This is a genomic window from Comamonas sp. wu1-DMT, assembly GCF_040187805.1.
In the GTDB taxonomy this organism is placed as follows: domain Bacteria; phylum Pseudomonadota; class Gammaproteobacteria; order Burkholderiales; family Burkholderiaceae_C; genus Comamonas; species Comamonas thiooxydans.
This window is the reverse complement of the sequence record NZ_JBANEM010000012.1, coordinates 1-24,938: the sequence shown is the minus strand read 5'-3', so window position 1 is coordinate 24,938 and position 24,938 is coordinate 1. Positions and strand designations below refer to the sequence as shown.

Genomic DNA, 24,938 nt, shown 5'->3' with positions numbered 1-24,938 from the left:
AGCCAAATGAGCGAAAAACTGTATCTCGATGATCTGTACGTGGGCCAGAAGTTCGTCAGCGAAGGCTACCCGCTGGATGAGGCGCAAATCATTGCCTATGCCAGGCAGTTCGATCCCCAGGTCTTTCACCTCGACCCCGAAGCCGCCAAGCACACCTTCTTCCAGGGCCTGGCCGCCAGCGGCTGGCATACGGCCTCCATCAGCATGCTGCTGGTGACGCAAAGCATTCCCCTGGCCGACGGCGTGATCGGCGGCGGCATGGAAGAGCTGGCCTGGCCCCAGCCCACACGCCCTGGTGACGTGCTGCAGGTCGAGTCGGAAATCGTGGAGATCATTCCTTCCCAGTCCAAACTCAACCGGGCCCTGGTGCGCGTGCTCTCCCACACCAAAAACCAGCGCGGCGAGGTGCTGCAGCGCTTCAGGCCCAAGATGGTGTGCTTCAAGCGCCCGGCCTGACCCTTGCGCAGCAAAAGTCCTGGGCACTGCTTAATATCGCCCACCGGCGCTGCCTGCTCTATACAGGCAGCGCATCACTTGCTGCTGCGATATGAATCCCCATTTTTCTCTGAGCCGATGGCGCGCCGAATGGGCGCCCAGCGTGCCGCGTGAGCTGCTGGCCGGCGCCGTCGCCACGTTTGCGCTGATTCCCGAGGTCATTGCCTTTTCCTTTGTCGCGGGTGTGGACCCGGCCGTGGGGCTGTATGCCTCCTTCATCATCAGCATCGTGATTGCCGTGTTCGGCGCACGTCCGGCCATGGTCTCGGCAGCGGCCGGCTCGGTGGCCCTGGTGGCGGCTCCGCTGGTCGCATCGCATGGTCTGCCATATCTGCTGGCCGCAGGCTTGCTGGCCGGCGTCATGCAGATCGCTTTCGGCCTGTGCAAGATGGGCAGCCTGGTGCGCTTTGTCTCCAGTTCGGTGCGCACGGGTTTTGTCAACGCGCTGGCCATTCTGATCTTTTCAGCCCAGTTGCCGCATCTGCAGGGCGCCAACACCGCCACCTGGGCCATGCTGGCCCTGGGCCTGGCCCTGATCTACGGCCTGCCCTGGCTGGGACAGAGAGTGCAGCTCAAGGCGCTGGGCGCCATTCCCTCACCACTGATCTGCGTGCTGGTGCTGACGCTGCTCGCCAGCTTCATGGGCCTGCCCCTCAAGACCGTGGCCGATCTGGGTCATCTGCCGGACAGCCTGCCGCTGTTTGCACTGCCCGAAATCCCCGCGAGCCTGGAGACGCTACGCATCATCGCCCTGCCGGCCCTGGCGATTGCCATGGTGGGTCTGCTGGAGTCGGTGCTCACAGCCGCCGTGGTGGACGACCTGACGGGCACGCCCAGCAACAAGAGCCGCGAATGCACGGGCCTGGGCCTGGCCAATGTCTCGGCCAGCCTGTTCGGCGGCATTGCGGGCTGCGGCATGATCGGCCAAGCCGTGGGCAACGTGAAATACGGCGGCCGCGGTCGTCTGTCCACCCTGTTTGCCGGGGTGTTTCTGCTGATTCTCATGGTCGCCCTCAAGCCCTGGGTGTCGCGGGTACCGGTGATTGCTCTGGTGGCCATCATGGTCATGGTGTCGGTCTCGACCTTCGACTGGAAGTCGCTGGGCAATCTGGTGCGCCACCCGCGTCTGTCCAGCTCGGTGATGCTGGTGACGGTGGTCATCACCATCGCCACCCACAATCTGGCCGCCGGCGTGGTGGCAGGCGTGCTGCTCTCGGGCGTGTTCTTCACCTTCAAGGTGGCCCATATGCTGCAGGTCCGGGGCAGCCTGGACGAGGCCGGCGGACTCTATACCTGGACGGTGAGCGGCCAGGTGTTTTTTGCCTCGGCCGATGCGCTGATCGAAGCCTTCGACGTGCGTGCCGCGGCCGGCAGGCAGGCCCGCATCGATGTAAGTGGCGCTCATTTCTGGGACATCACTGCCGTGGGCGCGCTGGATAAGGTGATGGAGCGCCTGCGCCAGCATGGCTGCCGCGTGGAGCTGACGGGGCTGGACGAGGCCAGTCAACGACTGATAGAACGCATCAGGGTCTAGGTTTGGCGGCTGGTGGCCGCTTATTTCAGGCTGGTCTGCGACAGGCGCTTGGCATTGGCCACGGCCTTGCGGCGAATCGGCGCCAGGCTTCTGGCCGCCACCTTGTCGGCCGCCACGGGCAGCTTCTGGCTCATGGTCCAGGGGTTGCGCATCCAGGCCAGACACAGTTGCTGCTGCACCTTGAACATTTCGGCCCCCATGGTCAGCCAGGCCTGCTGAAGGCGACCTGCTTTTCCACCACCATGCGCGTGAACTCCTTCTGGTCGCGCGCAGAGAGCACCGGACCGCTGAGGGCCATGCGCGTGAGCCGGTGGTTGATGACCTGAGGCACGGCCATGCTGATGTCCAGCAGTTCGCTGGCAGTGCGGTGGGGGATGGCGGATTCAGGCATGTGTAACTCCTTGCATTCAGGCGTTTTATTGTGCACTGCAACATAGAAGTTTGCGCAAGCTCACCTGCGAAAGCCCTATCGCCGAATTCAGCGCCTGTGCCCAAGCAGGCTGAGTGCCTCCTGCTCCAGTGCCGCCGTCAGCCAGGGCAGGCCCGCATCGGCAGGCCGGTGCAGCGGCAGCAGCATATGCACCTGGAACGCTATCGAGAACGCCAGCGGCCGCACCACCAGCTGCGGGCCGGCGCAGGCCCGCGCAGTCAGCGGGTTGACGATGGCCAGACCCAGGCCATGCTGGACCATGGCGCAGACGGCAACGGCGCTGGCGGTCTCCAGGCTCAGCCGGCGCTGTACGCCGGCACGGGCGAACACCGCATCGATCTGGGCCCGGTAGGGGTCGTCGCGCGCCAGGCTGATGAAGGATTCGCCCTCAAAGTCCCGCTCGCTCAGCAGCGCCTTCTGCGCCAGCGCATGGCCGGCAGGCAGCACGGCTACCTCGTCCATGGCCGGCAAGGGCTGGCTACGCGTGCCCGGCGGCGCCTCGGCCAGCTCGGACAGGCCCAGATCGAAGCGCTGGGCCGCCATCCATTCCTGCAGCAGCGGTGCCTCCTGGGTGCTCACGCTCACGGCCACGGCGCCATGACTGACCTGCAGACGCGCCAGCGCGCCCGGCAGCAAGGCGTGGCTGAGTGCCGGCAGGCACAGCACGCTGATGCTCGCGCCCTGCGGGCGTCCCAGCTCCACGGCGCGGTCGATCACGCGCTCCAGGCCCTGCCAGCTGCGCCGCACCTCGTCCCACAGCAGCAAGGCCCGCGCATTGGCGCGCAGCCGGCCCTGCACGCGCTCGAACAGTGCATAGCCCAGCAGTTGCTCCATGCGCGCCAGCTCGCGGCTGACCGTGGGCTGGGAGGTATAGAGCAGCTGCGCCGCGCCCGTGACGCTGCCGGCCGTCATGACGGCACGGAACACCTCGATATGACGGTGGGTGATGCGCTGAGAAGCTTCTGAATCAGTCATGCCCAAAGCATATCAATATTGAATGATCTTCAAAAATCAATCTATTGGACTGAATAGATAGTCGCATGCATGATGCGCTGAACTATTCCCTTTCAAGAGACCGCCCATGGCAAACCCCTTCTCTCCCGCACAGCTCTGGAACCTGGCCGACCAGTACGGCACGCCGCTGTGGGTTTATGACGCCGCCACCATCCGCGAACGCATTGCCCAGCTCAAGGCTTTCGACACCGTGCGCTTTGCCCAGAAGGCCTGCTCCAACATTCACATCCTCAAGCTCATGCGCGAGCAAGGCGTGAAGGTGGATGCGGTCTCGCGCGGCGAAGTCCTGCGCGCGCTGGCGGCGGGCTTTACGCCCGGCTTCGGCGAACCTGCCGATATCGTCTTCACAGCCGACGTGATGGACGAGGCCACGCTGGCCACCGTGGTGGAACACCAGGTGCCTGTGAACGCGGGCTCCATCGACATGCTGCACCAGCTGGCCGCCGTGTCCAAGGGCCACCATGTCTGGCTGCGCATCAACCCCGGCTTCGGCCACGGTCACAGCAACAAGACCAACACCGGCGGCGAGCACAGCAAGCACGGCATCTGGCACAGCGAACTCGAAGCCGCACTGGACGCCATCAAGGCCGGCGGCCTGGTGCTGGCCGGCCTGCACATGCACATCGGCTCGGGCGTGGACTACGGCCATCTGCAGGAAGTCTGCGGCGCCATGGTCAAGCTGGTCGAGCGCACCAAGGCGGCGGGCGTGGACCTGCATGCGATTTCGGCCGGCGGCGGCCTGTCCATCCCCTACAAACAGGGCGATGCCACCATCGACACCAACCACTACCACGGCCTGTGGGATGCGGCGCGCAAGCAGGCAGAAGGCATCGTGGGCCACAGCCTGGGTCTGGAACTGGAACCCGGCCGCTTCCTGGTGGCCGAGTCCGGCGTGCTGCTGGGCACCGTGCGCGCCACCAAGAATGCGGGCAGCAACCACTTCGTGCTGGTCGACACCGGCTTCAACGAGCTGATGCGCCCCAGCATGTACGGCAGCTACCACGGCATGGAAGTGCTGCGCCGCGACGGCCAGAGCCTGCCCGCGCAGGACAGCGTGGTGGCCGGCCCGCTGTGCGAATCGGGCGATGTCTTCACCCAGGGCGACGGCGGCGTGGTGCTGCCGCGCGCGCTGGCCGGCGCCAGCGTGGGCGACCTGCTGGTGATTCATGACACGGGCGCCTACGGCAGCTCCATGTCCAGCAACTACAACACCCGCCCGCTGGCCGCCGAAGTGCTGGTCGATGGAGCGCAGAGCCAGCTGATTCGCCGTCGCCAGACGGTGGAGGAACTGCTGGCCCTGGAGATTGGTTTGTAACTCCCCCTGAGCCGCTTGCCTGGGCGGCCCCGCGCCTTCCCCTGGCCGGGCGCCCCTCTCCTCTCTCTACGCGCTGCGCGCTAAGGGAGGGGGACGACAGCATCGCTGGGGCAGCCCTAGCTGCGGGGCGGCGCGGCCGGCTAGGCCCTTGCTTGCTGTCTCTCTCTTGCGTCACGCCCCATGATTGAGTTCACGCCATGAATTCAATAGCAGCCAACGCTTAGTCATCAGGGGCTTCAGGCCAAAATCACCTGAAGTCTTTTCTCTCGGCACCGCGCAGTGCCCGGCAAGTTCTTCCATGTCACAGCACTCAGCCTCCTCGGTCCATCGCCATACGCTGACGGGCATCGGCTTCACGGTGCTGGCCTGCGCCTGTTTTTCGATACTCGATACGGGCTCCAAATATGCGGGCGCCGTGCTGCCGCTGCTGATGGCGTTGTGGCTGCGCTATGCGCTGCAGTCGGTGCTGACCGTGGGCTTTGGCGTGGCAAGACATGGGCTGGAGATTTTTCGCACCCAGCGCCCGGGCTTTCAGTGTCTGCGCGCCATTCTGTTTTGTCTGAGCAATGCGCTGGCCATGCTCAGCCTGCGCTATCTGCCACTGGCGGAGTTCACGGCCATCGTGGCGCTGACGCCGCTGGCCCTGACCTTGCTGGCCGCGCTCTGGCTGGGCCAGCAGGTCAGCCCCTTGCGCTGGGTGCTGGTGGCGCTGGGCTTTGCGGGCACGCTGGTCATCTTGCGGCCGGGCGGCGGCCAGTTCAGCGGCTGGGCCCTGGTCTGGCCTGCGCTGCAGCTGCTGGCCAACACCGCCTATCAGATCCTGAGCAGCCGCATGGCGGGCAAGGAGCGCCCGCTGACCACGCAGATCTACACCAGCCTGCTGGCCCTGAGCCTGAGCTGCATGGCCCTGCCCTGGTCCTGGCAGCTGCCGGACAGCGCAGCACTCTGGCTGGCCGCGATTGCCATGGGCGCAGGCAGCGCCGTCGGACACCTGATGCTGCTCAAGGCCTATGAAAAAGCCGAGCCTGCGACCATCACGCCGTTTCTCTACAGCCAGATCCCCTGCGCGCTGCTGGCAGGCTGGCTGGTCTATGGTCATATCCCCGACCAATGGGCCGTGCTGGGCATGGTCGTCATTGCGCTGTGCGGGGCGGCGAGTGCCTGGCTCAGCGTCAGAGAGGCGAAGTAGCTCGCCGGGCGCGCCTGAATCCGTCAGTCAGCACCATGGAAAACAATAGCTGCTACCGCCTGCATCCATTAACTTTCAGATAGAAAAGTATCTGAGATCCATGAATATCAAGCGCTAACAGCTATCGTTCTATAGGCTTATTCGCCGCGCGGATCGCGCACCATCAGGTGCTGCACGGCTTCGGTCACCGGCAGCTGGCCGTCCAGCAAGGCAACCACGGTTTCGGTGATGGGCATTTCCACACCGACCTGGCGTGCCCGTGCGAGCACGGTGCGGGCGCTGTACACACCCTCGGCCACATGGCCCAGCGATGTCACGGCCTGCTCCAGGCTCTTGCCTTCGGCCAGCAGCAGACCCACCTTGCGATTGCGCGAGAGATCGCCGGTGGCGGTCAGCACCAGATCGCCAAGGCCGGACAGGCCCATGAAGGTTTCGGCGCGCGCACCCAGCGCCACGCCCAGGCGCGTCATCTCGGCCAGGCCACGCGTGACCAGGGCCGCGCGCGCGTTCAGCCCCAGCTGCAGGCCGTCGCAAAGACCCGTGGCAATGGCCAGCACATTCTTGACGGCTCCGCCGACTTCCACGCCCACGATGTCCTGATTGGCATAGACGCGCATGGCCTCACCGTGAAAGGCCGACACCAGCAGCTCGCTCACGCCCTCATGGGCGCTGGCTGCCACCAAAGCCGTAGGCTGCTGGCGCGCCACCTCGGCCGCAAAGCTGGGGCCGCTGAGCGCACCGCTTTGCAGCTGCGGAGCCACCTGTTGGCAGACTTCATGCGCCATCAGCCCATAGCTGCCGGCAGGTGCGTCGGCGGCCACGGCCTCGAAGCCCTTGCACAGCCAGACCACGGGCCGGCGGCAATCCTTGAGCTGGCCCAGCCACTGGCGCAGCGCCGCCATGGGCGTGCCCAGCACGATCAGATCGGCATCCGCCACATGGGCCATCACATCTCCGCTGACCACCGTGAGCGCATCCGGGAAGCGGATGCCGGGCAGATAGCGGCTGTTGGCGCGCTCGGCCTGCATGAGCTGCGCCTGTGCCGGGTCACGCGCCCAGAGTCTGACGCTGCCCTGCTCGGGATGGGTGGCCGCGCTGATGGCCATGGCCGTACCCCAGGCGCCAGCGCCGATGACAAGAATTTTCATACCTGAATTTTGATAGCAGTTTGCGCACAACCCACAAGAAAAAGAGGCCGCTAGGGCCTCTTTCTTGCCTGGCTGCCGATTCTTGCACATCGCAGGAATCAGCAATTGCCGTCAGCTTACTGGGGCAGCTGGCCTTCGGCCTGTGCTGCGGCAGCCGCTTGCTGCTGCTCGTACATGGCCTGAAAGTTGATCTCGGCCAGGTGCACGGGAGGGAAACCGGCGCGGGTCACCACGTCGGCCACGTTGCCGCGCAGATAGGGGTAGATGATCTGGGGGCAGGCAATGCCGATCACGCCGCCCATCTGGTCTTCGGGCACGTTGCGGATTTCGAAGATGCCGGCCTGCTTGGCTTCGACCAGGAACACGGTCTTGTCCTGAATCTTGGTCTGAACCGTGGCGGTCACGGCCACTTCGTAGACGCCTTCAGCCACGGGAGTGGCTTCCACACCCAGCTGGATGTCCACGCTGGGCTGCTCTTGCTCCAGCAGGATGGCGGGAGAGTTGGGCTGCTCCAGGGACAGGTCCTTCAGATACACGCGCTGGATCTGGAACACGGGGCTGTTGTCTTGTTCGGCCATGATGAGCTAGGTCTTTCAGAAAATCTTGAGAGGGAAATGAAAATGCCTGCGCAGAGGACTAGCACGCAGCTATCCTCACAGCAGGCATTTCCATGAAATAGCGCTTTGCATTATGCAGTGACAGCCAGAGGCTGCGTCGTAGCAGGCAGCACAAAGCGCAAATTCATGCCGTTTGGCGGCAGTGGCACGGCAAGTAATCAGCTTTGCAGCAGGGGCAGCAGACCGCCCTTGGCATCCAGCGCCATCAGATCGTCGCAACCGCCCACATGGGTATCGCCAATGAAGATCTGGGGTACGGTGCGGCGGCCGGTGACCTGCATCATGTGATCGCGGGCAGCGGTATCGAAATCGATGCGCACTTCCTCGATCTGATCCACGCCCTTGGACTTGAGAATCTGCTTGGCACGAATGCAATAGGGGCAGACGGCGGTGGTGTACATCTTCACGGCTTGCATGAGCAACTTCCTTGTAGTTTTTGCAATGCAGCACGCTGTGCTGCAGTCGTCAGAGTTCTCAGTTGCGGCCGAATCAGGCTTTTTCAACCGGCAGGCCGGCATCGCGCCAGGCCTTCATGCCGCCAGCCAGCGCCTGGGCCTTCTCGTAACCCAGCTTCTTGGCCACCGCTTCGGCACGCACGGCACGGGCGCCCGATGCACACACCAGCACCACGGGCAGTTGCTTGTTCTTGACGGTGGAGGGCAACTTTTCTTCCAACTGGCTCAGCGGCAGGTTCCTGGCTCCGTTGACATGGCCGGCGGCAAACTCTTCGGGCTCGCAGACGTCCAGCACCACGGCTTTTTCGCGGTTGATCAGGTGCACCGCAGCCGCTGCCGACAGCGAGCCGCCTGTGGCACCGCGCAGTGCGGGCAGCAGCAGCATCACACCCGAAGCCACGGCAATCAGGATCAAATACCAGTTATCAATGATGAATTTCACGTCATTCCTTGGGATGGCAAACCGAACGATTTTAGAGGCAGGCTTGCCGGCGGATCGCGCCAGAGGGCCACAGCCCCTGTTCTCGCAAGCCAAAACCCTCTGTTCACATGCCCTAGGCCGCAAGTGAGTGCTCTTCACAATCCCCGAAGGGCCCAACAGGAATAGCTTGGCGGCCACCGCTGGGTGCGACCGGCTTACCTTGCCTCAAGCCCGGACAAAGGCCAGCCCCTAAAATGCACGGTTTTGACTTTGTGTCATTACTGCTTTGCTACTTTGAGAGAATCCATGTACAAGCTCGTTCTGATCCGCCACGGTGAATCCACCTGGAACCTTGAAAACCGCTTCACCGGCTGGACCGATGTGGATCTGACTGCCACCGGCGTCGAACAGGCCAAGAAGGCCGGCCAACTGCTCAAGGCAGAAGGCTATGACTTCGATGTGGCCTATACCAGCGTGCTCAAGCGCGCCATCCGTACCCTGTGGCATGTGCAGGATGAAATGGACCGCACCTGGCTGCCCGTGGTGCATAGCTGGCGCCTCAACGAACGCCACTACGGCGGTCTGCAAGGTCTGAACAAGGCCGATATGGCCAAGCAGTACGGCGACGAGCAAGTGCTGGTCTGGCGCCGCAGCTACGACGTGCCGCCTCCCGCCCTGGAAGCCACCGACCCTCGCAGCGAACGCAGCGATGTGCGCTACGCCAAGCTGCAGCCCGAGCAGATCCCGCTGACCGAGTGCCTCAAGGACACGGTGGCACGCGTTGTGCCGTTCTGGGACGAGTCCATCGCACCCGCCATCAAGGCCGGCAAACGGGTGGTTGTGGCCGCACACGGCAACTCCATCCGCGCCCTGATCAAGTATCTGGACAACATCGCCGACGACCAGATCGTGGGCGTGAACGTGCCCAACGGCATTCCTCTGGTCTATGAGCTGGACGCCGACCTCAAGCCCATCCGCCACTACTACCTGGGCGACGCCGAAGCCGCAGCCAAGGCTGCAGCGGCAGTTGCGGCCCAGGGCAAGGCCTGAGAGAGACCTCTTCACCGTTCCTGTTCAGACCGCTTGCGCAGTCTGAACAGGACTGACACGGCAAAAGGCCTTGGAACCTCATGGGCCTTCCGCCGTCCAAGGTGTATATTGCGAATGGTTTAAGGGGTGCTATGGGTCAAAAAATCAAAATTGCAGGCTGGATCTCTGTGGGCGTGGTCGCCGGTGCGTTGACCACCGTATCCCTGCAGACGCTGGCTCGCGGGGGTGTGACGCCTCTGCCACTTGAAGAAATCCAGCAGTTGTCGGCCGTCTTCGGCCTGATCAAGACCGATTACGTGGAGCAGGTCAGCGACAAGAAGCTGATCACCGACGCCATCTCCGGCATGGTCTCCAGCCTGGACCCTCACTCCCAGTACTTCGACAAGAAAACCTACAAAGAATTCAAGGAAGGCACTTCCGGCAAGTTCGTTGGCGTCGGCATCGAGATCACCATGGAAGACGGGCTGATCAAGATCGTCTCCCCCATCGAAGGCTCGCCCGCTTTCCGTGCGGGTCTCAAGACCGGCGACCTGATCACCAAGATCGACGACACTGCCGTCAAGGGCCTGACGCTCAATGACGCTGTCAAGCGCATGCGTGGCGAACCAAATACCAAGGTGCGCCTGAACATCCTGCGAAAGGATGAAAGCCGCAGCTTCCCCGTCACCATCACCCGTGAAGAAATCAAGACTCAATCGGTCAAGGGCAAGGTGATCGAGCCTGGCTACGCCTGGATCCGCCTGAGCCAGTTCCAGGAACGCACCGTCGATGACTTTGTCCGCAAGGTCGAGGAAATCTACAAGCAGGAACCCAATCTCAAGGGACTGGTGCTGGACCTGCGCAATGATCCAGGCGGTTTGCTGGATGCTGCCGTAGCCATCTCTGCGGCCTTCCTGCCACCCGATGTGCCCGTGGTTTCGACCAACGGCCAGTTGGCCGAAAGCAAGGCCGTCTACAAGGCATCGCCCGAGTTCTACGCCCAGCGCGGTTTTGGCGACCCCTTGCAACGCCTGCCTGCAGCACTGAAAAAGCTGCCTCTGGTGGTGCTGGTCAATGAAGGCTCGGCCTCGGCCAGCGAAATCGTGGCCGGAGCCCTGCAAGATCACAAACGCGCCACCGTCATGGGCAGCCAGTCCTTTGGCAAGGGGTCGGTGCAAACCGTGCGCCCTCTGGGCCCCGATACGGCTCTCAAACTGACGACGGCGCGCTACTACACGCCTAGCGGCAAATCCATTCAGGCCAAGGGCATCGTGCCCGATGTGATGGTGGACGAGACTGCAGACGGCGATTTGTTTGCAGCACTGAGCATGCGTGAAGCAGACCTTGAAAAGCATTTGTCCAGCGGACAGGGTGCGGAGGTCAAGAACGATTCGCTTGAAAAGGCCCGCGAGGAAGCTCGCAAACGCCTGGAAGAGGAAGCCAAGAAGCCAGCCGCCGAACGCCGCCTGCCGGAATTCGGGTCTGAAAAGGACTTTCAGCTGCAACAGGCACTGAACAAGCTCAAAGGCCAAGCTGTCAAGGTCAGCAAAACCCTGACGGAGCGCAAAATCGAAGAGAAGCCCGGAGACGCGACGGCCGCGGACAAAAAGCCCGCTGACAAGAAAGCGCCCGAAAAAGGCGAATCCGACAAGAGCAAAAAATAAGCACCGGGTTATGGAACCCGCTCAAAATCAGCCGGGCTTGCCCGGCTTTTTTCTTGGAACCATGGAAGCAAACCGATGAATGACGATCAATTGCTACGCTATTCCCGTCACATCATGCTCGACGAGATCGGCATCGAAGGCCAGGAGCGCATTCTGGCAGCGCATGCAGTGATCATTGGAGCCGGCGGCTTGGGCTCGCCTGCCGCACTCTACCTGGGCTCGGCAGGTGTGGGGCGCATCACCATTGTCGACAACGACGTCGTGGACATGACCAATCTGCAGCGCCAGATTGCCCACACGACCGAGCGCATAGGCATGGCCAAGGTGGAATCGATCCGCACTGCCGTACATGCCATCAATCCCGGGATCGAGATTCGCTGCATCCAGCAGCGTGCAACCGAGACCCTGCTCGATGAACTGCTGCCTGAGGCAAGCATCGTGCTCGACTGCACCGACAACTACAAGACCCGCCAGGCCATCAATGCGGCTTGCGTACGCCACGGCGTACCCCTGGTCGAAGGAGCTGCCATCCGTGTCGATGGCCAGCTGATGGTCATTGATCCACGCAACCCCGACAGCCCATGCTATGCATGCGTCTTTCCGCCAGAGGCTGAATTCGAAGAGGTTCAGTGCTCAACCATGGGCGTCTTTGCTCCGCTGGTTGGACTGATCGGCACCCAGCAAGCTGCGGAAGCACTGAAGCTGATTGTCGGTTTTGGCCGATCTTCTGTCGGACAACTTCAAATGCTTGATGCACGCTCCATGGAGTGGAGTAGGATGAAAATTGCTAGGGTTAAAACCTGTGATATCTGCGGAACGCCAAACACAAATTACAAAAAATGACAATACAATGATTTTTTCATGGGCCGTAATTGATTTTCCACATTGAGAATTGAAATGACTCTCGCCGCTTGATCCTTGGCGTCCACCTCATCAGCTTGCTACCGTCGTGAAACTGCGTACCTTTTTTGTTGAAGACAATCCCACGATTCGCGACAACCTGATTGCGACGATGGTGGAGCTTGCCGATGTGGAAGCGGTCGGGGTGGCAGAGACCGAAGCCGATGCCGTACGCTGGCTCAGCCACAACCCTGACGCCTGGGATCTGGTCATCGTGGACCTGTTCTTGCGCGAGGGCAGCGGTCTCGGCATCGTCACAAGCCTTCAACATCGACCACCGCAGAAAAAGCTGCTCGTGCTGAGCAATTACGCGACCGCCGATATACGACAGCGCTGCCTTGAACTCAGCGCAGATGCCGTATTTGACAAATCCAACGAAATCGATGCGCTTATCGATTTCTGTATTGATTTAAATACCAGTAAATCTTGAAAATAACGCAAAATAAAAAAGGCTTGAATATTCAAGCCTTTTTTATTTGAGTCTCCATTAATCGATCAATCGATTTTTCAACGCATAGTATGTCAGATCGCTATTTGAGGAAAGGCCCATTTTTTCCATGAGCCTTGTCCGGTAAGTACTCACTGTTTTCACGCTCAACGAGAGCGATTTGGCAATGTCTCCGGCAGTCTCGCCGCGCGCAAGCTTCAGGAATACCTGAAACTCACGCTCCGACAATTGCTCGTGTGCCGGAACATCATCCTTGCGGTTGAGTTGCTGGGCCAGGAGATCGGCCACCGCCGGCGTCAGGTAACGCCTTCCCAGAGCCACGGTGCGGATGGCCTCTGCAATATCCTGGGGATCGCACTCCTTGTTGAGATATCCGCTGGCCCCCTGACGAATCAAGTTGATTGCGTAATGCTCCTCAGGGTATCCACTAAGTATCAGGATGCCCATATCAGGTGCTTTGGCTCTGAGCATTGCCAAGGCATCTATGCCGCTTTGTCCTGGCATGGACAAGTCCATCAGCAGCACGTCAATTTCATGCTCCCGAACCAGGTCAATGGCCTCCCGCCCATTGCCCGCTTCTCCCACGACCCTCAGATCTACATGTTCCGACAGGAATTGGCGTAATCCCGAGCGAACAATCGCATGGTCATCCACTATGCCTACTTTTATCATGAACACCTCTTTTCATGAAACTGCGCTCATCTCCAGGGCGCATCACATTTTAAGACCCGCACTATGATGTCAGTCGTTGACGCTACGGTTATGCAGAATATCAGGTAATTGCCTTGTAGGTGAGAGGATGTAGATGCGTTGGACCAATATCCGCAAAATTGCAGTCAGCCTGACGATCGCAGTCATTGCGGCAGTCTTAATGGTAAGCATTAATGAAGCAGGCTATAAGCGCTCGTTGCAGGCTCTGGACACGCTCACCAAGACGCAAGCCACCAGAGCCAAGCTCAATTTGCTGATGCAGCAAATGCTGGATGCGGAAACCGGCCTGCGCGGCTACCTGCTGACAGGAGAGGAGCGCTATCTCGAGCCCTATAACTCTGCCTCCGCCGCTATCAGCAGCAGCATGGATGACCTGCGCGGCATCTTCATCATGGACCCCAAGGAGCTGGCAACCTTTACTCCGCTGGCGCGCCAGGTCGAGCGCAAGACCAGCGAAATGGAGCTGAGCCTGCGCCTTTATCGCCAGGGCAACGATGAAGCGTGGCGCTTTGTGATGTTTACCGACGTAGGCATGGAAAACATGGATGCCATACGGGGCCATATCAAGACCCTGATGGACAGCATCGATCAGCGCGTCAAGTCCAATCTCGCGGATATCGAACAAACGCTGGGTCTGTCACGCCTGGGAATTGCGACAGTGACCGCTCTGGGGATTCTGGGCTTCTTCATGTATCTGCGACAGGCCAATGCGTTGCAGCACTCACATCAGCGCGAGCAGGAGATTCAGCGCGATGAACGCAATCGTCTGGAGGAAGTCGTTCGCGACCGCACAGCGGCCCTCACCGAGCTGGCAACCCATTTGCAGCAGGTACGCGAGGATGAGCGAGCGCACTTGGCACGCGAGTTGCACGATGAACTGGGCTCGCTGCTGACCGCCGCGAAACTGGACGTTGCGCGCCTCAAGTCCAAGATCGACACCTCGACACCCGACGTCTCCGAACGCATCACCCATCTGATCGAGACGCTCAACAGCGGGATTGCACTCAAACGCCGCATCATTGAAGACCTCCGACCCTCTTCTCTCTCCAACCTGGGCCTGACCACCGCGCTGGAAATCCTGACCCGGGAATTCGGTGAACGCAGCAACATCGAGGTGGAATGCAGCCTGGAGCAAGTGGACCTGCCTGAATCCACGCAGCTGACGGTCTATCGCGTCGTACAGGAGTCGCTCACCAACATCGGGAAATACGCCAGGGCCAGCCATGTCATCGTCACGGTGCACAACTATCCCACCTATGTGGCCGTGCAGATCCAGGACGATGGCCAAGGCTTCGAGACGGCCAGCATGCGCCCCAACTCCCATGGACTGGCAGGCATGAAACACCGTGTTGAAGCTGTCGGCGGCAGGCTTACCGTGGCATCCCAGCTCGGCAAGGGAACCACGATCTCGGCAGTCATTCCTTTGACAATGGCAAGCACCTGAACTGGGCGCACATGTCAACGCAGTCCTACATGACTGTCCCTAAATACCCCGACCCTGGTGACAGAAGCTCACCGTCAAGCTTGGGCTGCTCAGTTCTCTACATTCAATACATGGCCGCACGGCAATGCCTGTCGGCCTGCATTCGATAGGAGAAAACCATGTTGCACTACGCCATTGTCTTTCTGGTGATTGCCTTGATCGCTGCAGTGTTCGGCTTCGGCGGCATCGCGGCCAGCGCCGTAGGTATCGCCAAGATTCTGTTTTTCGTGTTTCTGGTCATGGCCGTCATCACCTTCCTGATGGGCCTCGTGAAGAAATAGCACTGGCGCCAAATGTGTAGAACTTTGTTCCTGCACATTGCACAAACCACCAGTATTCGCCATGATCGCTCTCAGCTTCTGCCTCCGATAGGCCGGGTTACGAAGACTGGCGTTACTTCACGCTGTCACGATAATTTCTAGATTTCAGGGAGTTCCAAACAATGAGCCAAGCCGTAAAAGACGCCAAGGACACGGTTGAAGATCTCAAGGACGCTGCCAAGGAGCTGGCTGCCGGTGCCAAGGACTCGGCAAAGCATGCCGCCCAATCCGCCCAGAATGTGGCCAACAAGGTAGCCGATGCCGCTGAAGATGCAGCGGACTCCGGCAAGCAGGCCGCCCAGAAAATGGTGAATGAGGCTCAGGATGTGGCAGAGGACGTCGCCGACAAGGTTCATGACGCCGCACGCCGCGCACGGCGCACAGCCTCCGAGGCCATCGACTCCACGGGGCGTCATATGCGCAATATCGACGACAGCGAAAACCCGCTGATCGACAACCTTGCCAACCGCGCTCAGGATCTGGCCGAGCGCAGTATCAACTTCTGGGCCGACAGCTCGCACCGCGCACGCCGTCAGTTCAACACCGCAGCGGATGCGACCACCAAGTATGTGTCCGAACAACCTGGGCGCTCCGTGCTGATCGCCGCGGCGACCGGGGCGGCTCTGGCGACGGCCTTCTTTCTGGGCCGCTCGCGCAGGAAGTGAGCAGGAATTCACTCTGAGCCGTTTATCGCAAGCGTTCTTTGCGCCTTTTCAAAACCAAGGGAGAACCATATGAAGAATCTGACTCGCGCTTTGGCTTTCAGTCTGGTCGCCGCAACGACCGTGCTGGCAACCACGGCCTGCTCGGTGGCTCGTGACCAGCAGACTGTGGGCTCCTATGTGGACGACGCCGGCATCACCACTGCGGTGAAGGCCAAGATGGCCGAAGACAAGAATGTCTCTGCAACCGCCATCAGCGTGGAAACCATGAACGGCACCGTGCAGCTGTCGGGCTTTGCCAAATCCGAAGCAGAAAAGGCCCGTGCCGGCGAAATTGCCCGCACGACCAAGCATGTGCGCGAAGTGCGCAACAGCATCGTGGTCAGACCCTGATCTGCCCGCATGAAGCAAAGCCCTGTCCGAGGGCTGCACTTCCAGCCCCAAAGCCAGCTTTTGAGCTGGCTTTGTTTTTTCCTACAACCGGGTCGCTGACTTCGCCATTAAAGTGTCCGCATGCAAGTTTTCAACTGCGAGGCCTGCGGCCACCTGATCTATTTTGAAAGCCTGCAATGCGTGCATTGTGGAGCAAGCCAGGCCTTTCTGCCCGACCAGTTGCGCGTCGGCATTCTGCCGCGGGCCGGCGACGTACGCTACCGCGCCTGCGCCCACCGACACAACATCAGCCTGTGCAATTTTGCGATCGAGGCCTCAGACCCGCAGCCGCTGTGCGTTTCCTGCCGACAGACCGAATGGCTGCCGGACGGCAGCGATCCCGCCAATGAACTGCGCTGGGCCAAGATCGAGGTCGCCAAGCGCAGGCTGTTCTACACCCTGGCCAGGCTGGGCCTGCTGGACCCTCATGGACACCGCGTGGCCGAGCCGCGCTTTTCCCTGCTCGCAGACCTGCCCGGCCAGAATCCCGTCATGACCGGCCATGCCAGCGGCATGATCACGCTCAACGTGGTCGAGGCAGACGACGACGAACGTGCCAAACGCCGCCAGGCCTTGCACGAGCCCTATCGCACGCTGATAGGACATCTGCGTCACGAATCGGGACATTTCTACTGGGATCAGCTGATAGCGAACAGCGAGCATCTGGAGCGCTTCAGGGCATTGTTTGGCTATGAGAATCAGGACTATGCCCAGGCCCTGCAGCGCCATTATGGCAAGGACCCTCTGGACAACAGCTGGCGCGGTCAGTTCATCAGCGCCTATGCCACCTCACACCCCTGGGAGGACTGGGCCGAAACCTGGGCTCACTATCTGCACATGGTGGACTTGCTGGAGACCGCTGCCAGCTACGGCACCTGCATTACCGTGCCGGACATACCCAGCACGGGCCAGCAACTCATTCAAAACCCGCTGGGGCCGGTGCCACCCGATTTTTCGGTGATGCAATCCCAGTGGGTGCCGCTGACCCTGCTGCACAACAGCCTGAATCGCAGCCTCGGCCATGGCGATGCCTATCCGTTTGCCATTTCCAGCCCGGCCTGGGACAAGCTGCGCTTTGTCCACGAAACCATCAGCAGCTATCGCAGCAGGGCGACTAGCCAGGGAGGCTGAAAGCTCAGGCCTTGCGGCCGACCTTGAGCATCAGGCGCTCATGCACGCCCTTGGAGACAAACTTGTCCACATCGCCATTGAGCGTGGCAATCTCGCGCACAAAGGTGGAGCTGATGAACTGATAGCGATCGCTGGGCGTGAGGAACACGGTTTCCACCTCGGGCATCAGCGTGCGGTTCATGCCGGCAAGCTGGAACTCATAGTCGAAGTCCGTCACCGCACGCAGGCCGCGCACCATGGCCTTGGCGCCGCGCGCGAGCACAAAATGCGCGAGCAGTCCGTCAAAGCTCTCCACCTCCACCTGAGGATAATTGGCACAGGACTCGCGCACCATGGCAATGCGCTCCTCCAGCGAAAACAGCGTCTTTTTGTGATGGCCTGCCGCCACGGCCACGATGACCTTGCCAAACAGCTGTGCAGCCCGGCGCACCACATCTTCATGCCCCAGGGTGATCGGGTCAAAGGTTCCGGGGTAAACAGCAATCAGGTCCTGGCTCATGGCTTATCTCTCTCCTGCGGGTCTTGATGAGGGTGAGGGCTGCTGCAGTGCAGCGTAAAGAGATTATGCATTCAGGCCTGCACAGCGCTGCCCCATACAAAAAAGAGCTGCTGACGCATCTGATCAAAGCGCCTGCAGCTCCCGGTTCAATAGCAAAGGTCTACTGCTTCTTCAGCAGATGCGCATGGACGGCGCCGGCCTTCAGATAGCGATGCAGCTCCAGTCCCATTTCCAGCAGGCGCTCTTCGGCCCAGGCTTCGGGAGCTTCCAGGTAAATGAAACCGCCGTCGTTCAAGGCCGCGATGGCCGCCTTGAGCGCGGGCTCGAACAGCTCAGTCTGGCCGAATGGCGGGTCCAGCAAAATCAGATCCTGGCCCGCCACGGTCTTCAGGCAGCTCAGCGCATCGCCGCGCTGCACCTTGACCATCCTGGCATCGAGCTTTTGCTGCAGACGCTGCAGCTGCTGCACCAGGGCGGCATCCTGCTCGTTCATGATGACGCTGGTCGCGCCGCGCGATGCGGCTTCGAAACCCAGTGCCCCGGTGCCCGAGAAGGCATCGACGCATTTCCAGTTGCTCAAGTCCTGGCCCAGCCAGTTGAACAGGGTCTCGCGCACGCGATCGGGCGTGGGCCGTAAGCCGGGCTTTTGCGCCACGACCAGGCGCGTGCGGCGCCATTGCCCGCCGATGATGCGGATTTCACCGGCCCCCGTGGCCGCCGGCTTGGCTGCAGCGGGCTGGGCAGCCTTGGCTCCGGGGCGGGCCGGACGGCTGGCCGCCAGCTCCTGCGCCTTGCGCTCGGACTCATGAATCATCTTGTCCAGCGCCTTGCGGCCTGCCGGGGTGTGTAGCTTGATGGCGCTGCGGCTCATGGCTTGGCTCCGAGAGTGATGGTGACCATGCGCTCGGGCTGGACCATGCGCTGCATCGCCTCCTTCACGTCCTTGGTGGTCAGAGCCTGAACGCGATCGGTCCAGTGCTCCAGATAATCGAGCGGCAGGCCATTCCAGGCAATATTTGCCACATTGCCCAGCAGCTTGCGGTTGCTGTCTATGCGCAGGGCGAAGCCGCCTATCAGATTGTCCTTGGCCGCCTTGAGTTCCTTGTCGCTAGGACCTTCGGCTATGAATTTGCGCAACACGTCCTGCGAGACCTTGAGCGCCTCGGCCGCCTGATCAGGCCGGGTCTGCAGGCCTATGATGAAGGCGCCACGATCCAGGCCCGGCGAGAAGTCGCTGGAGACGCCATAGGTCAGGCCCCGCTTTTCACGCACCTCTTCCATCAGCCGCGAGGTGAAGCCGCCGCCGCCCAGAATATGGTTGCCCACCATCACGGCGAGAAAATCGGGGTTGTTGCGCGCAATGCCGGGCTGGCCGATCAGCACCTGGGCTTGTGCCGACTCGAACGGAATGTTCTCGACCTTGGCTTGCTGCAGGTCCTGCACCTTGGCCACGGCAGGCAGCGGCGGGCAGTCGTTGCCATTGGTGGCCTGCAGCGGCCCCAGCAACTGCTTGACCATGGCATCGGCCTGCTGGCGATTGACCGCGCCCACCACGCTGACCTTGGCGCGGCAGGCGGCAATCAGCTTGCGGTGAAAGTCCTGCATGGCCGAAACATCGATCCGGCCCAGGCTGTCGACCGTGGTCTGATAGCCATAGGGCGAGTTGCCGAACACGGCCTTGCGGAAGGCCTTGGAGGCCACGGTGCCTGGACGCGTATCGGCTTCCTTGATGGACGCGCTCCAGCGCTCGCGGTCACGCTGCCACACGGCATCGGGCCAGCTTGGCGAGGCAATCTGGCGTGCCGCCAGGGCCACGGCCTTTTGCTGCAGATTGGGCTCGGTCAGAGTGCGCAGGCCGTAGCTGAAGCTGTCACGCCCCGCACTGGCGCCAAAACTGGCGCCCAGGTCGGCCCAGGCCTGACCCAGGCCATTTTCATCCAGCGCAGGCGCATCGCCTGCCGCCTTGATGCCCTTGGAGGACATCATGGCCACGGCTGTCGCCAGGCCTACCTTGTCCTCGGGATCACGGCGGCTGCCGGCGTCGAAGTCCACCTGCACATCCACCATGGGAATTCCGGGACTTTGCACCAGCCAGACCTGGGCGCCACTGGGTTGGGTCCAATGCTCTATCGGCAGCAAGGCCCAGGCAGATTGGGTTAAAAAACCCATTCCAGCGCTTACCACGAAAGCGCTAGCAGCTATCTTTTTCATAGTTTTCATAGGTTTCTCCGCTGCGCTCAGTGCATGGATTTATCTGCATCCGCCTTGCCCGACATGGGACGCTGGGGCTTGCTACCCGCCGGCAGAGGCTGAGGCACCAGGGTGCCGACAGTGAGCTGGTCGTCGCCAAAATATTTGGCGGCCACGGCCTTCACATCGTCAGAGGTGACTTTGCGCAGTTCGGCCAGCAGCTTGTCCTCGGCATCCAGCGGCATGTTCTGAATCCAGTAATTGCCCAGGTTCTGGGCCTGGCCCATGACGGAATCACGCTCATAGACGTTGGAGGCCATCCACTGCGTCTTGACGCGCTCCAGTTCATCGGCCTGCACGCCCTCATCAGCCACCTTCTTGATCTGCGCACGCAGCGCAGCCTCCACATCGGCCACGGTCTTGCCCTGGGCCGGAACGCCGGTCAGCATGAACAGGCTGGGCCCGCGCCCCATGATGTTGGCCGAGCTGCCGGCGCTATCGGCCACACGGCCGTTGGCCTGGCCTTCGCCCTGCACCAGGGCGCGCTCCAGGCGAGCACCGTCATAACCGTCCAGCACGGCGGACAGCACCAGCAGCGCCAGCGCGTCCTTATCCTCGGCCTGCAGCTTGTCCACGCTCTTCAGGGTGGGGGTGCGATAGGCCATGGCGATAAAGGCCTGCTCGGCAGGCTGCTTGACCTCGATGCGACGCACGCCGATCTGCCTGGGTTCGGTCTGCGGCTTGCGCTGCGGCAGGGCTCGCGCGGGAATGCTGCCGTAATACTTCTCGGCCCAGGCACGCACCTGGTTGACGTTCACGTCCCCCACCACGACCACGGCGGCGTTGGCAGGCACATACCAGCGCTTGTGGAAATCGCGCACATCGCCGGGCGTCATGGAGTTCAGGTCGCTCATCCAGCCCACCACGGGGCGACGATAGGGCGAGGCCATGAAGGTGGCCGCCATCAGCTGCTCCATCAGCATGGCGCGCGGCTGGTCGTCGGTGCGCATGCGGCGCTCTTCCTTGATGACCTCGATTTCCTTCTTGAATTCGGAGTCCGGCCACTGGTTGTTGGCAAAACGGTCGGATTCCAGCTTCATCACGTCTTCCAGACGGCTGGACGGAATCTGCTGGTAGTACCCCGTGTAGTCACGCCAGGTGAATGCGTTTTCCTGGCCGCCCAGCGCCGCCACGCGACGCGAGAAGTCTCCGGGCTTGACGCTTTTGGAGCCCTTGAACATCATGTGCTCCAGCGCATGGGCCACGCCCGTGGTGCCGTCGACCTCGTCCATGGAGCCTACGCGTACCCAGACCATGTGCACGGCCGTGGGCGCGCGCCGGTCGGGCTGCACGATCAGCTGCATGCCGTTCTTCAGCGTGAACTGCTGCACTTGCGGCGCGGCCGCCGTGGCGGCAGCAGGCACAGGTTGCGACGATGCGCCCGGCGCAGCCAAGGCTGCCCCAGCGCTCAAACAGGCCATTAAGCCCAGTACAGGGAGTGCGCGTACATGTTTCATAGAATGATGCGATTCTAAAAACCCGCCAATGTTCAGTTTTTTCAAGAAAAAGCCCAGTTCACCCGATGCAGTGAACACCACGCCCGCTGCCGAGGCAGCCGCGGCGCCCGCTCCTGCCCCGCAAACCGGGCCAGCTCCACAGGATACGCCTGCCGAAAACGGCAGCAGCTCCTGGTGGCGCAAGCCCTTTGGTGGCGGCGCGACGGCCAAGGCCGGCGAAGATCAGCCTGCCACTCAGGATTTTGTAGCAGCCCCCGAGCCTACCGCAAAGCCGCAAGCCCCAAATTCCCGTCAAAACTGGATGGAACGGCTGAAAGCCGGTCTGCGCAAGACCGGCTCCAGCATCGCCACCGTCTTTACCGGCACGCAGATCGACGACCGGCTCTATGAAGAGCTGGAGGACGCGCTGCTGATGGCCGACACCGGCGTCAAGGCCACCCAGCATCTGCTCGAAGACCTGAAGCGCCGCGTCAAGGAAACCAAGACCACCGAGCCCGCCGCCGTCAAGGCGCTGCTGGCCGATGCACTGACCGATTTGCTGAGGCCCCTGGAAAAGCCGCTGACCATCGGCGAGCACACACCGACCGTCATCATGGTTGCCGGCGTCAACGGTGCGGGCAAGACCACCTCCATCGGCAAGCTGACCAAGCATCTGGCCGACGGCGAGCAGTCCGTGCTGCTGGCCGCCGCCGACACCTTCCGCGCCGCCGCGCGCGAGCAGCTGGGCGTCTGGGCCAATCGCAACACCGTGGAGATCATCAGCCAGGACGGTGGCGACCCCGCCGCCGTGAGCTTCGATGCTGTTTCAGCCGGCAAGGCACGCAAAAAGGATGTGGTGCTGGTCGATACGGCCGGACGCCTGCCCACGCAGCTGCATCTGATGGAAGAGCTCAAGAAGATCAAGCGCGTGGTGAGCAAGGCCGACGGCACGGCGCCGCACGAGGTGCTGCTGGTGATTGACGGCAACACCGGCCAGAACGCGCTGACCCAGGTGCGCGCCTTCGATGACGCGCTGCAACTCACGGGCCTGATCGTCACCAAGCTCGACGGTACGGCCAAGGGCGGCGTGCTGGCCGCGATTGCGCAGGAGCGTCCCGTGCCCGTCTACTTCATCGGCGTGGGCGAGAAGATCGAGGATCTGGAAACCTTCAGCGCACGCGAGTTCGCCCAGGCCCTGCTGTCCTGAATCACAAAAACCATAGCAACCAGCGCTTTATCTATCAAATTTTCAGATAGATTAAGTACTGAAACCTAATGAAGGAGCGCGCAAGGCGCTCCTTTTTTATTCAGGCTTCAGAGCTGCACCTGCTGCTTGAGCCATTTGGCATAGTCGTTGAGGCAGCGCTCGGTGCGCATGGTGATCTGGGGCACTTCATAGCTGTGATGGCTGCGCAGCAGCTGCGTCAGCCGCGGCAGGGCCTCGGGCAGGGTCTTGCAGATCAGCCGCCATTCGGGAGCGGTCTGCAGCACTCCGTCCCACTCGTAATACGAGGTGATGCGCTCGGTCTGCACGCAGGCCGCAGCCTTGGCCGAGACCAGCGCCCGCGCCATGTCCTCGGCCTCGGCCGAATGCCCAACGGTCGTCGTCACCACGCACAGCGTGGCCCAATGGCTGTCCTGCGCAGGAGCGGACTTGAGAGTGGCGGTCTGGGTAGATGTGGTGCTCATGCCATCTAGTCTAGGCCCAAGAGCGCCCTGCCCGCCACCGCCTTACACCGGATACAGACCCAGCTGCTGCGCGCGCAGCCGCGCCAGTCCCAGCAGCGCATCGGTGAACGGCGTGCTCATGCCACACATGGCGCCCATCTCGCGCACAGCGCCCACCAGGGCATCCAGCTCCACCGGCTTGCCGGCTTCCACATCCTGGAGCATGGAGGTCTTGAAGCCGCCCAGCTTGAGCGTGACCTGATGGCGGTCCTGCGGACTGTCGGCAATCGGCAGGCCGATGCGCGCGCCGATTTCGCGGGCTTCCAGCATCACGGCCGTGATGAAGTTGCGCACCAGCTCATCGCCCAGAATCCTGTCCGTGGCCGCGCCCGTGATCGCACTGACGGGGTTCATGGTCATATTGCCCCAGAGCTTGTACCAGGCGTCGCGCTGGATGTTGTCGCTGAGCCTGACCTCGAGACCACCCGCACGCAGCAGCTCGGCCAGCGCCAGCAGGCGCGGCGTGGGCGCATCGCCGGACTGGGCCGTGGGCTCGCCGACGATGAGGCTGTTGCCGAAATGCCGGCGCACCACGCCGGGAGCGTCAAGGGAGCAGCTGGCATGCACCACCGACCCGAGCACCTGCTCGGTGGGAATGGCGCGCGCAATCTCGCCCTGCGGATCCACTGTCCTGAGCTGCAGGCCGCGCAGGCTGGCATCCACGCCACCGGCCAGAAACCACCAGGGCACACCGTTCATGGCGGTCAGCACCAGGGTCTGCGGGCCGATCAGCGGTGCGACGGCACGCGCCACATCGGGCATGGACGGCGCCTTGACGGCAATCACCACAACATCCTGCACGCCCAGAGCGGCCGGGTCCTGCTGCGCATTGACGGCCACGGTCTCACGCTCCTCGCCATGCACCAGCGTCAGGCCGTTGTGCTGCAGCGCAGCCAGCGTCTGGCCCCGCGCCACGGCGCTCAGCTCGCAGCCGGCCTTGGCCAGCGCCACACCCAGCCAGCCGCCAATGGCTCCGGCACCATAGATACAGACTCTCTTCAGACTCATGCTCTTGTCTCTCCTGTCTTATAGAACTCTCAAAAACAGTAGCTGCCGGTGCTTTACCGTAAAGCATCTGAAGACTATCCACCCTTGAAACCAGGCGAGATCTTCGCGGCCGCTGCTCATTGTTGATACGTTAACAGCAGTATCGACCCGCGCGACACTGAAGGCCGTTGACAGCTGGACACCCCGCACTGCGCGCCATGCCAGCTGCCCTGTTCATCGCATTTTCAAGGACCGACTCATGAGCTCCAACACCACCGTCGTCAATCTCACAGCCCAGATCACGGCACTGGCCACTGCCTTGCGCATCGTGCTGGACGCCAGCCCCCAGGCTGCCCAGACACGCGAGCAGCTGGCTGCCGCGCTGGACAAGACCATTCACGACGCGCTGGAAGAAGGGGTCTGGGACAACGCCGACGGTGTCAAGACCATCAGGGCAGCGCTGCTGGGCTGATCGCCACCGCGCCATGAAAAAGCCGAGCCCAAGGCCCGGCAAAAGAGAAGCAACAATCAACGATCTCGCTCACGCCAGCGTATAGGCCGTCTTCACCGTGGTGTAGAACTCCTGGGCATAGCGGCCCTGCTCGCGCGGACCGTAGCTTGAGCCCTTGCGACCGCCAAA

Annotated in this window: 30 protein-coding genes; 15 read left to right on the top strand and 15 right to left on the bottom strand. The window is 61.9% G+C overall.

Going from position 1 to position 24,938, the window contains the following annotated elements:
- The first annotated feature begins 6 nt into the window (after nt 1-6).
- Together V8Z78_RS17210 and V8Z78_RS17205 are read left to right on the top strand one after the other, a co-directional pair.
- On the top strand, nt 7-456 hold the full coding sequence (locus V8Z78_RS17210) for a MaoC family dehydratase (protein WP_003065763.1): 450 nt from the start codon (nt 7-9) through the stop codon (nt 454-456).
- Nucleotides 457-547: 91 nt separating this feature from the next.
- The gene (locus tag V8Z78_RS17205; protein ID WP_134737341.1) at nt 548-2,029 is read left to right on the top strand and encodes a SulP family inorganic anion transporter; all 1,482 of its coding nucleotides are present in this window, start codon (nt 548-550) and stop codon (nt 2,027-2,029) included.
- Nucleotides 2,030-2,049: 20 nt separating this feature from the next.
- Here V8Z78_RS17205 and V8Z78_RS17200 read toward each other — a convergent pair whose 3' ends face one another.
- The 3 genes from V8Z78_RS17200 to V8Z78_RS17190 form a co-directional block, all read right to left on the bottom strand.
- Nucleotides 2,050-2,229: a hypothetical protein gene (locus V8Z78_RS17200; RefSeq protein ID WP_349731790.1), complete on the bottom strand. Its 180-nt coding sequence runs from the start codon at nt 2,227-2,229 to the stop codon at nt 2,050-2,052.
- Nucleotides 2,230-2,231: 2 nt separating this feature from the next.
- Nucleotides 2,232-2,420, bottom strand: a complete 189-nt coding sequence (locus V8Z78_RS17195; protein WP_349731789.1) for a hypothetical protein — start codon at nt 2,418-2,420, stop codon at nt 2,232-2,234.
- 87 nt (nt 2,421-2,507) lie between these two features.
- A complete protein-coding gene (locus V8Z78_RS17190) occupies nt 2,508-3,434 on the bottom strand; it encodes a LysR family transcriptional regulator (protein WP_034362359.1) in 927 nt (308 codons plus the stop codon).
- 106 nt (nt 3,435-3,540) lie between these two features.
- Between V8Z78_RS17190 and lysA the strand changes: the two genes are divergently transcribed.
- Nucleotides 3,541-4,788, top strand: a complete 1,248-nt coding sequence (gene lysA, locus V8Z78_RS17185) for a diaminopimelate decarboxylase (RefSeq protein ID WP_349731788.1) — start codon at nt 3,541-3,543, stop codon at nt 4,786-4,788.
- 171 nt (nt 4,789-4,959) lie between these two features.
- Here lysA and V8Z78_RS17180 read toward each other — a convergent pair whose 3' ends face one another.
- On the bottom strand, nt 4,960-5,088 hold the full coding sequence (locus V8Z78_RS17180) for a hypothetical protein (protein ID WP_255432092.1): 129 nt from the start codon (nt 5,086-5,088) through the stop codon (nt 4,960-4,962).
- On the opposite strand from V8Z78_RS17180, the gene V8Z78_RS17175 reads away from it, so the two are divergent.
- Nucleotides 5,087-5,977, top strand: a complete 891-nt coding sequence (locus tag V8Z78_RS17175) for a DMT family transporter (protein WP_003066745.1) — start codon at nt 5,087-5,089, stop codon at nt 5,975-5,977. The two genes, V8Z78_RS17180 and V8Z78_RS17175, sit on opposite strands and share 2 nt — an antisense overlap.
- A 137-nt stretch (nt 5,978-6,114) precedes the next feature.
- Here the strand turns inward: V8Z78_RS17175 and V8Z78_RS17170 are convergent, their stop codons facing one another.
- The 4 genes from V8Z78_RS17170 to V8Z78_RS17155 all read right to left on the bottom strand — a co-directional run bounded on the left by V8Z78_RS17170 (nt 6,115) and on the right by V8Z78_RS17155 (nt 8,639).
- Complete coding sequence (locus V8Z78_RS17170; RefSeq protein ID WP_003066742.1) at nt 6,115-7,125, bottom strand: NAD(P)H-dependent glycerol-3-phosphate dehydrogenase; 1,011 nt, start codon at nt 7,123-7,125, stop codon at nt 6,115-6,117.
- Between the two features lie 116 nt (nt 7,126-7,241).
- Nucleotides 7,242-7,703 carry a protein-export chaperone SecB gene (secB, locus tag V8Z78_RS17165; protein ID WP_003066740.1) on the bottom strand — a complete coding sequence of 154 codons (462 nt, stop codon included), beginning with the start codon at nt 7,701-7,703 and terminating at the stop codon, nt 7,242-7,244.
- Nucleotides 7,704-7,900: 197 nt separating this feature from the next.
- Nucleotides 7,901-8,158, bottom strand: a complete 258-nt coding sequence (gene grxC / locus V8Z78_RS17160; protein WP_003066738.1) for a glutaredoxin 3 — start codon at nt 8,156-8,158, stop codon at nt 7,901-7,903.
- Nucleotides 8,159-8,231: 73 nt separating this feature from the next.
- On the bottom strand, nt 8,232-8,639 hold the full coding sequence (locus tag V8Z78_RS17155; RefSeq protein ID WP_057093344.1) for a rhodanese-like domain-containing protein: 408 nt from the start codon (nt 8,637-8,639) through the stop codon (nt 8,232-8,234).
- A gap of 285 nt (nt 8,640-8,924) precedes the next feature.
- On the opposite strand from V8Z78_RS17155, the gene gpmA reads away from it, so the two are divergent.
- From gpmA to V8Z78_RS17135, 4 genes are all read left to right on the top strand, one after another.
- Nucleotides 8,925-9,668, top strand: coding sequence for a 2,3-diphosphoglycerate-dependent phosphoglycerate mutase (gene gpmA, locus V8Z78_RS17150; protein ID WP_003066733.1), 744 nt, complete (start codon nt 8,925-8,927; stop codon nt 9,666-9,668).
- Between the two features lie 131 nt (nt 9,669-9,799).
- The gene (locus V8Z78_RS17145) at nt 9,800-11,311 is read left to right on the top strand and encodes a S41 family peptidase (RefSeq protein ID WP_003066730.1); all 1,512 of its coding nucleotides are present in this window, start codon (nt 9,800-9,802) and stop codon (nt 11,309-11,311) included.
- A gap of 75 nt (nt 11,312-11,386) precedes the next feature.
- Nucleotides 11,387-12,154 carry a HesA/MoeB/ThiF family protein gene (locus tag V8Z78_RS17140; RefSeq protein WP_003066727.1) on the top strand — a complete coding sequence of 256 codons (768 nt, stop codon included), beginning with the start codon at nt 11,387-11,389 and terminating at the stop codon, nt 12,152-12,154.
- A gap of 106 nt (nt 12,155-12,260) precedes the next feature.
- The gene (locus tag V8Z78_RS17135; protein WP_179626783.1) at nt 12,261-12,641 is read left to right on the top strand and encodes a response regulator; all 381 of its coding nucleotides are present in this window, start codon (nt 12,261-12,263) and stop codon (nt 12,639-12,641) included.
- A 57-nt stretch (nt 12,642-12,698) separates the two neighbouring features.
- Here V8Z78_RS17135 and V8Z78_RS17130 read toward each other — a convergent pair whose 3' ends face one another.
- A complete protein-coding gene (locus tag V8Z78_RS17130) occupies nt 12,699-13,331 on the bottom strand; it encodes a response regulator (RefSeq protein ID WP_003051886.1) in 633 nt (210 codons plus the stop codon).
- Nucleotides 13,332-13,464: 133 nt separating this feature from the next.
- Here V8Z78_RS17130 and V8Z78_RS17125 point away from each other — a divergent pair, with 133 nt between their 5' ends.
- The 5 genes from V8Z78_RS17125 (at nt 13,465) to V8Z78_RS17105 (ending at nt 17,398) form a co-directional block, all read left to right on the top strand.
- Complete coding sequence (locus tag V8Z78_RS17125; protein WP_003066721.1) at nt 13,465-14,814, top strand: sensor histidine kinase; 1,350 nt, start codon at nt 13,465-13,467, stop codon at nt 14,812-14,814.
- A gap of 158 nt (nt 14,815-14,972) precedes the next feature.
- The gene (locus V8Z78_RS17120) at nt 14,973-15,134 is read left to right on the top strand and encodes a DUF1328 domain-containing protein (RefSeq protein WP_003051882.1); all 162 of its coding nucleotides are present in this window, start codon (nt 14,973-14,975) and stop codon (nt 15,132-15,134) included.
- Between the two features lie 161 nt (nt 15,135-15,295).
- A complete protein-coding gene (locus V8Z78_RS17115; RefSeq protein WP_314352776.1) occupies nt 15,296-15,838 on the top strand; it encodes a hypothetical protein in 543 nt (180 codons plus the stop codon).
- A 69-nt stretch (nt 15,839-15,907) separates the two neighbouring features.
- On the top strand, nt 15,908-16,228 hold the full coding sequence (locus tag V8Z78_RS17110; RefSeq protein ID WP_003066716.1) for a BON domain-containing protein: 321 nt from the start codon (nt 15,908-15,910) through the stop codon (nt 16,226-16,228).
- A gap of 120 nt (nt 16,229-16,348) precedes the next feature.
- Nucleotides 16,349-17,398 carry a zinc-binding metallopeptidase family protein gene (locus V8Z78_RS17105; RefSeq protein ID WP_349731787.1) on the top strand — a complete coding sequence of 350 codons (1,050 nt, stop codon included), beginning with the start codon at nt 16,349-16,351 and terminating at the stop codon, nt 17,396-17,398.
- A gap of 4 nt (nt 17,399-17,402) precedes the next feature.
- On the opposite strand, the gene coaD is transcribed toward V8Z78_RS17105, so the two are convergent.
- The 4 genes from coaD to V8Z78_RS17085 form a co-directional block, all read right to left on the bottom strand.
- Entirely contained in the window at nt 17,403-17,897 is a 495-nt protein-coding gene (coaD, locus tag V8Z78_RS17100) for a pantetheine-phosphate adenylyltransferase (protein ID WP_003066712.1), read from the bottom strand.
- 160 nt (nt 17,898-18,057) lie between these two features.
- The gene (rsmD, locus tag V8Z78_RS17095) at nt 18,058-18,768 is read right to left on the bottom strand and encodes a 16S rRNA (guanine(966)-N(2))-methyltransferase RsmD (RefSeq protein WP_003066710.1); all 711 of its coding nucleotides are present in this window, start codon (nt 18,766-18,768) and stop codon (nt 18,058-18,060) included.
- Nucleotides 18,765-20,117, bottom strand: coding sequence for a M16 family metallopeptidase (locus V8Z78_RS17090; RefSeq protein ID WP_034362356.1), 1,353 nt, complete (start codon nt 20,115-20,117; stop codon nt 18,765-18,767). The genes rsmD and V8Z78_RS17090 overlap by 4 nt, the downstream gene beginning before the upstream one ends.
- A 17-nt stretch (nt 20,118-20,134) precedes the next feature.
- Nucleotides 20,135-21,568, bottom strand: coding sequence for a M16 family metallopeptidase (locus tag V8Z78_RS17085; protein WP_034362354.1), 1,434 nt, complete (start codon nt 21,566-21,568; stop codon nt 20,135-20,137).
- 64 nt (nt 21,569-21,632) lie between these two features.
- On the opposite strand from V8Z78_RS17085, the gene ftsY reads away from it, so the two are divergent.
- Complete coding sequence (ftsY, locus tag V8Z78_RS17080; RefSeq protein ID WP_057093349.1) at nt 21,633-22,790, top strand: signal recognition particle-docking protein FtsY; 1,158 nt, start codon at nt 21,633-21,635, stop codon at nt 22,788-22,790.
- Nucleotides 22,791-22,897: 107 nt separating this feature from the next.
- Here the strand turns inward: ftsY and cutA are convergent, their stop codons facing one another.
- Together cutA and V8Z78_RS17070 are read right to left on the bottom strand one after the other, a co-directional pair.
- Nucleotides 22,898-23,272, bottom strand: coding sequence for a divalent-cation tolerance protein CutA (gene cutA / locus V8Z78_RS17075; RefSeq protein WP_003066702.1), 375 nt, complete (start codon nt 23,270-23,272; stop codon nt 22,898-22,900).
- A 42-nt stretch (nt 23,273-23,314) separates the two neighbouring features.
- Nucleotides 23,315-24,319 carry a 2-dehydropantoate 2-reductase gene (locus V8Z78_RS17070; protein ID WP_046462217.1) on the bottom strand — a complete coding sequence of 335 codons (1,005 nt, stop codon included), beginning with the start codon at nt 24,317-24,319 and terminating at the stop codon, nt 23,315-23,317.
- A gap of 238 nt (nt 24,320-24,557) precedes the next feature.
- Between V8Z78_RS17070 and V8Z78_RS17065 the strand changes: the two genes are divergently transcribed.
- Complete coding sequence (locus V8Z78_RS17065) at nt 24,558-24,770, top strand: hypothetical protein (protein ID WP_003066698.1); 213 nt, start codon at nt 24,558-24,560, stop codon at nt 24,768-24,770.
- Nucleotides 24,771-24,938 lie beyond the last annotated feature (168 nt).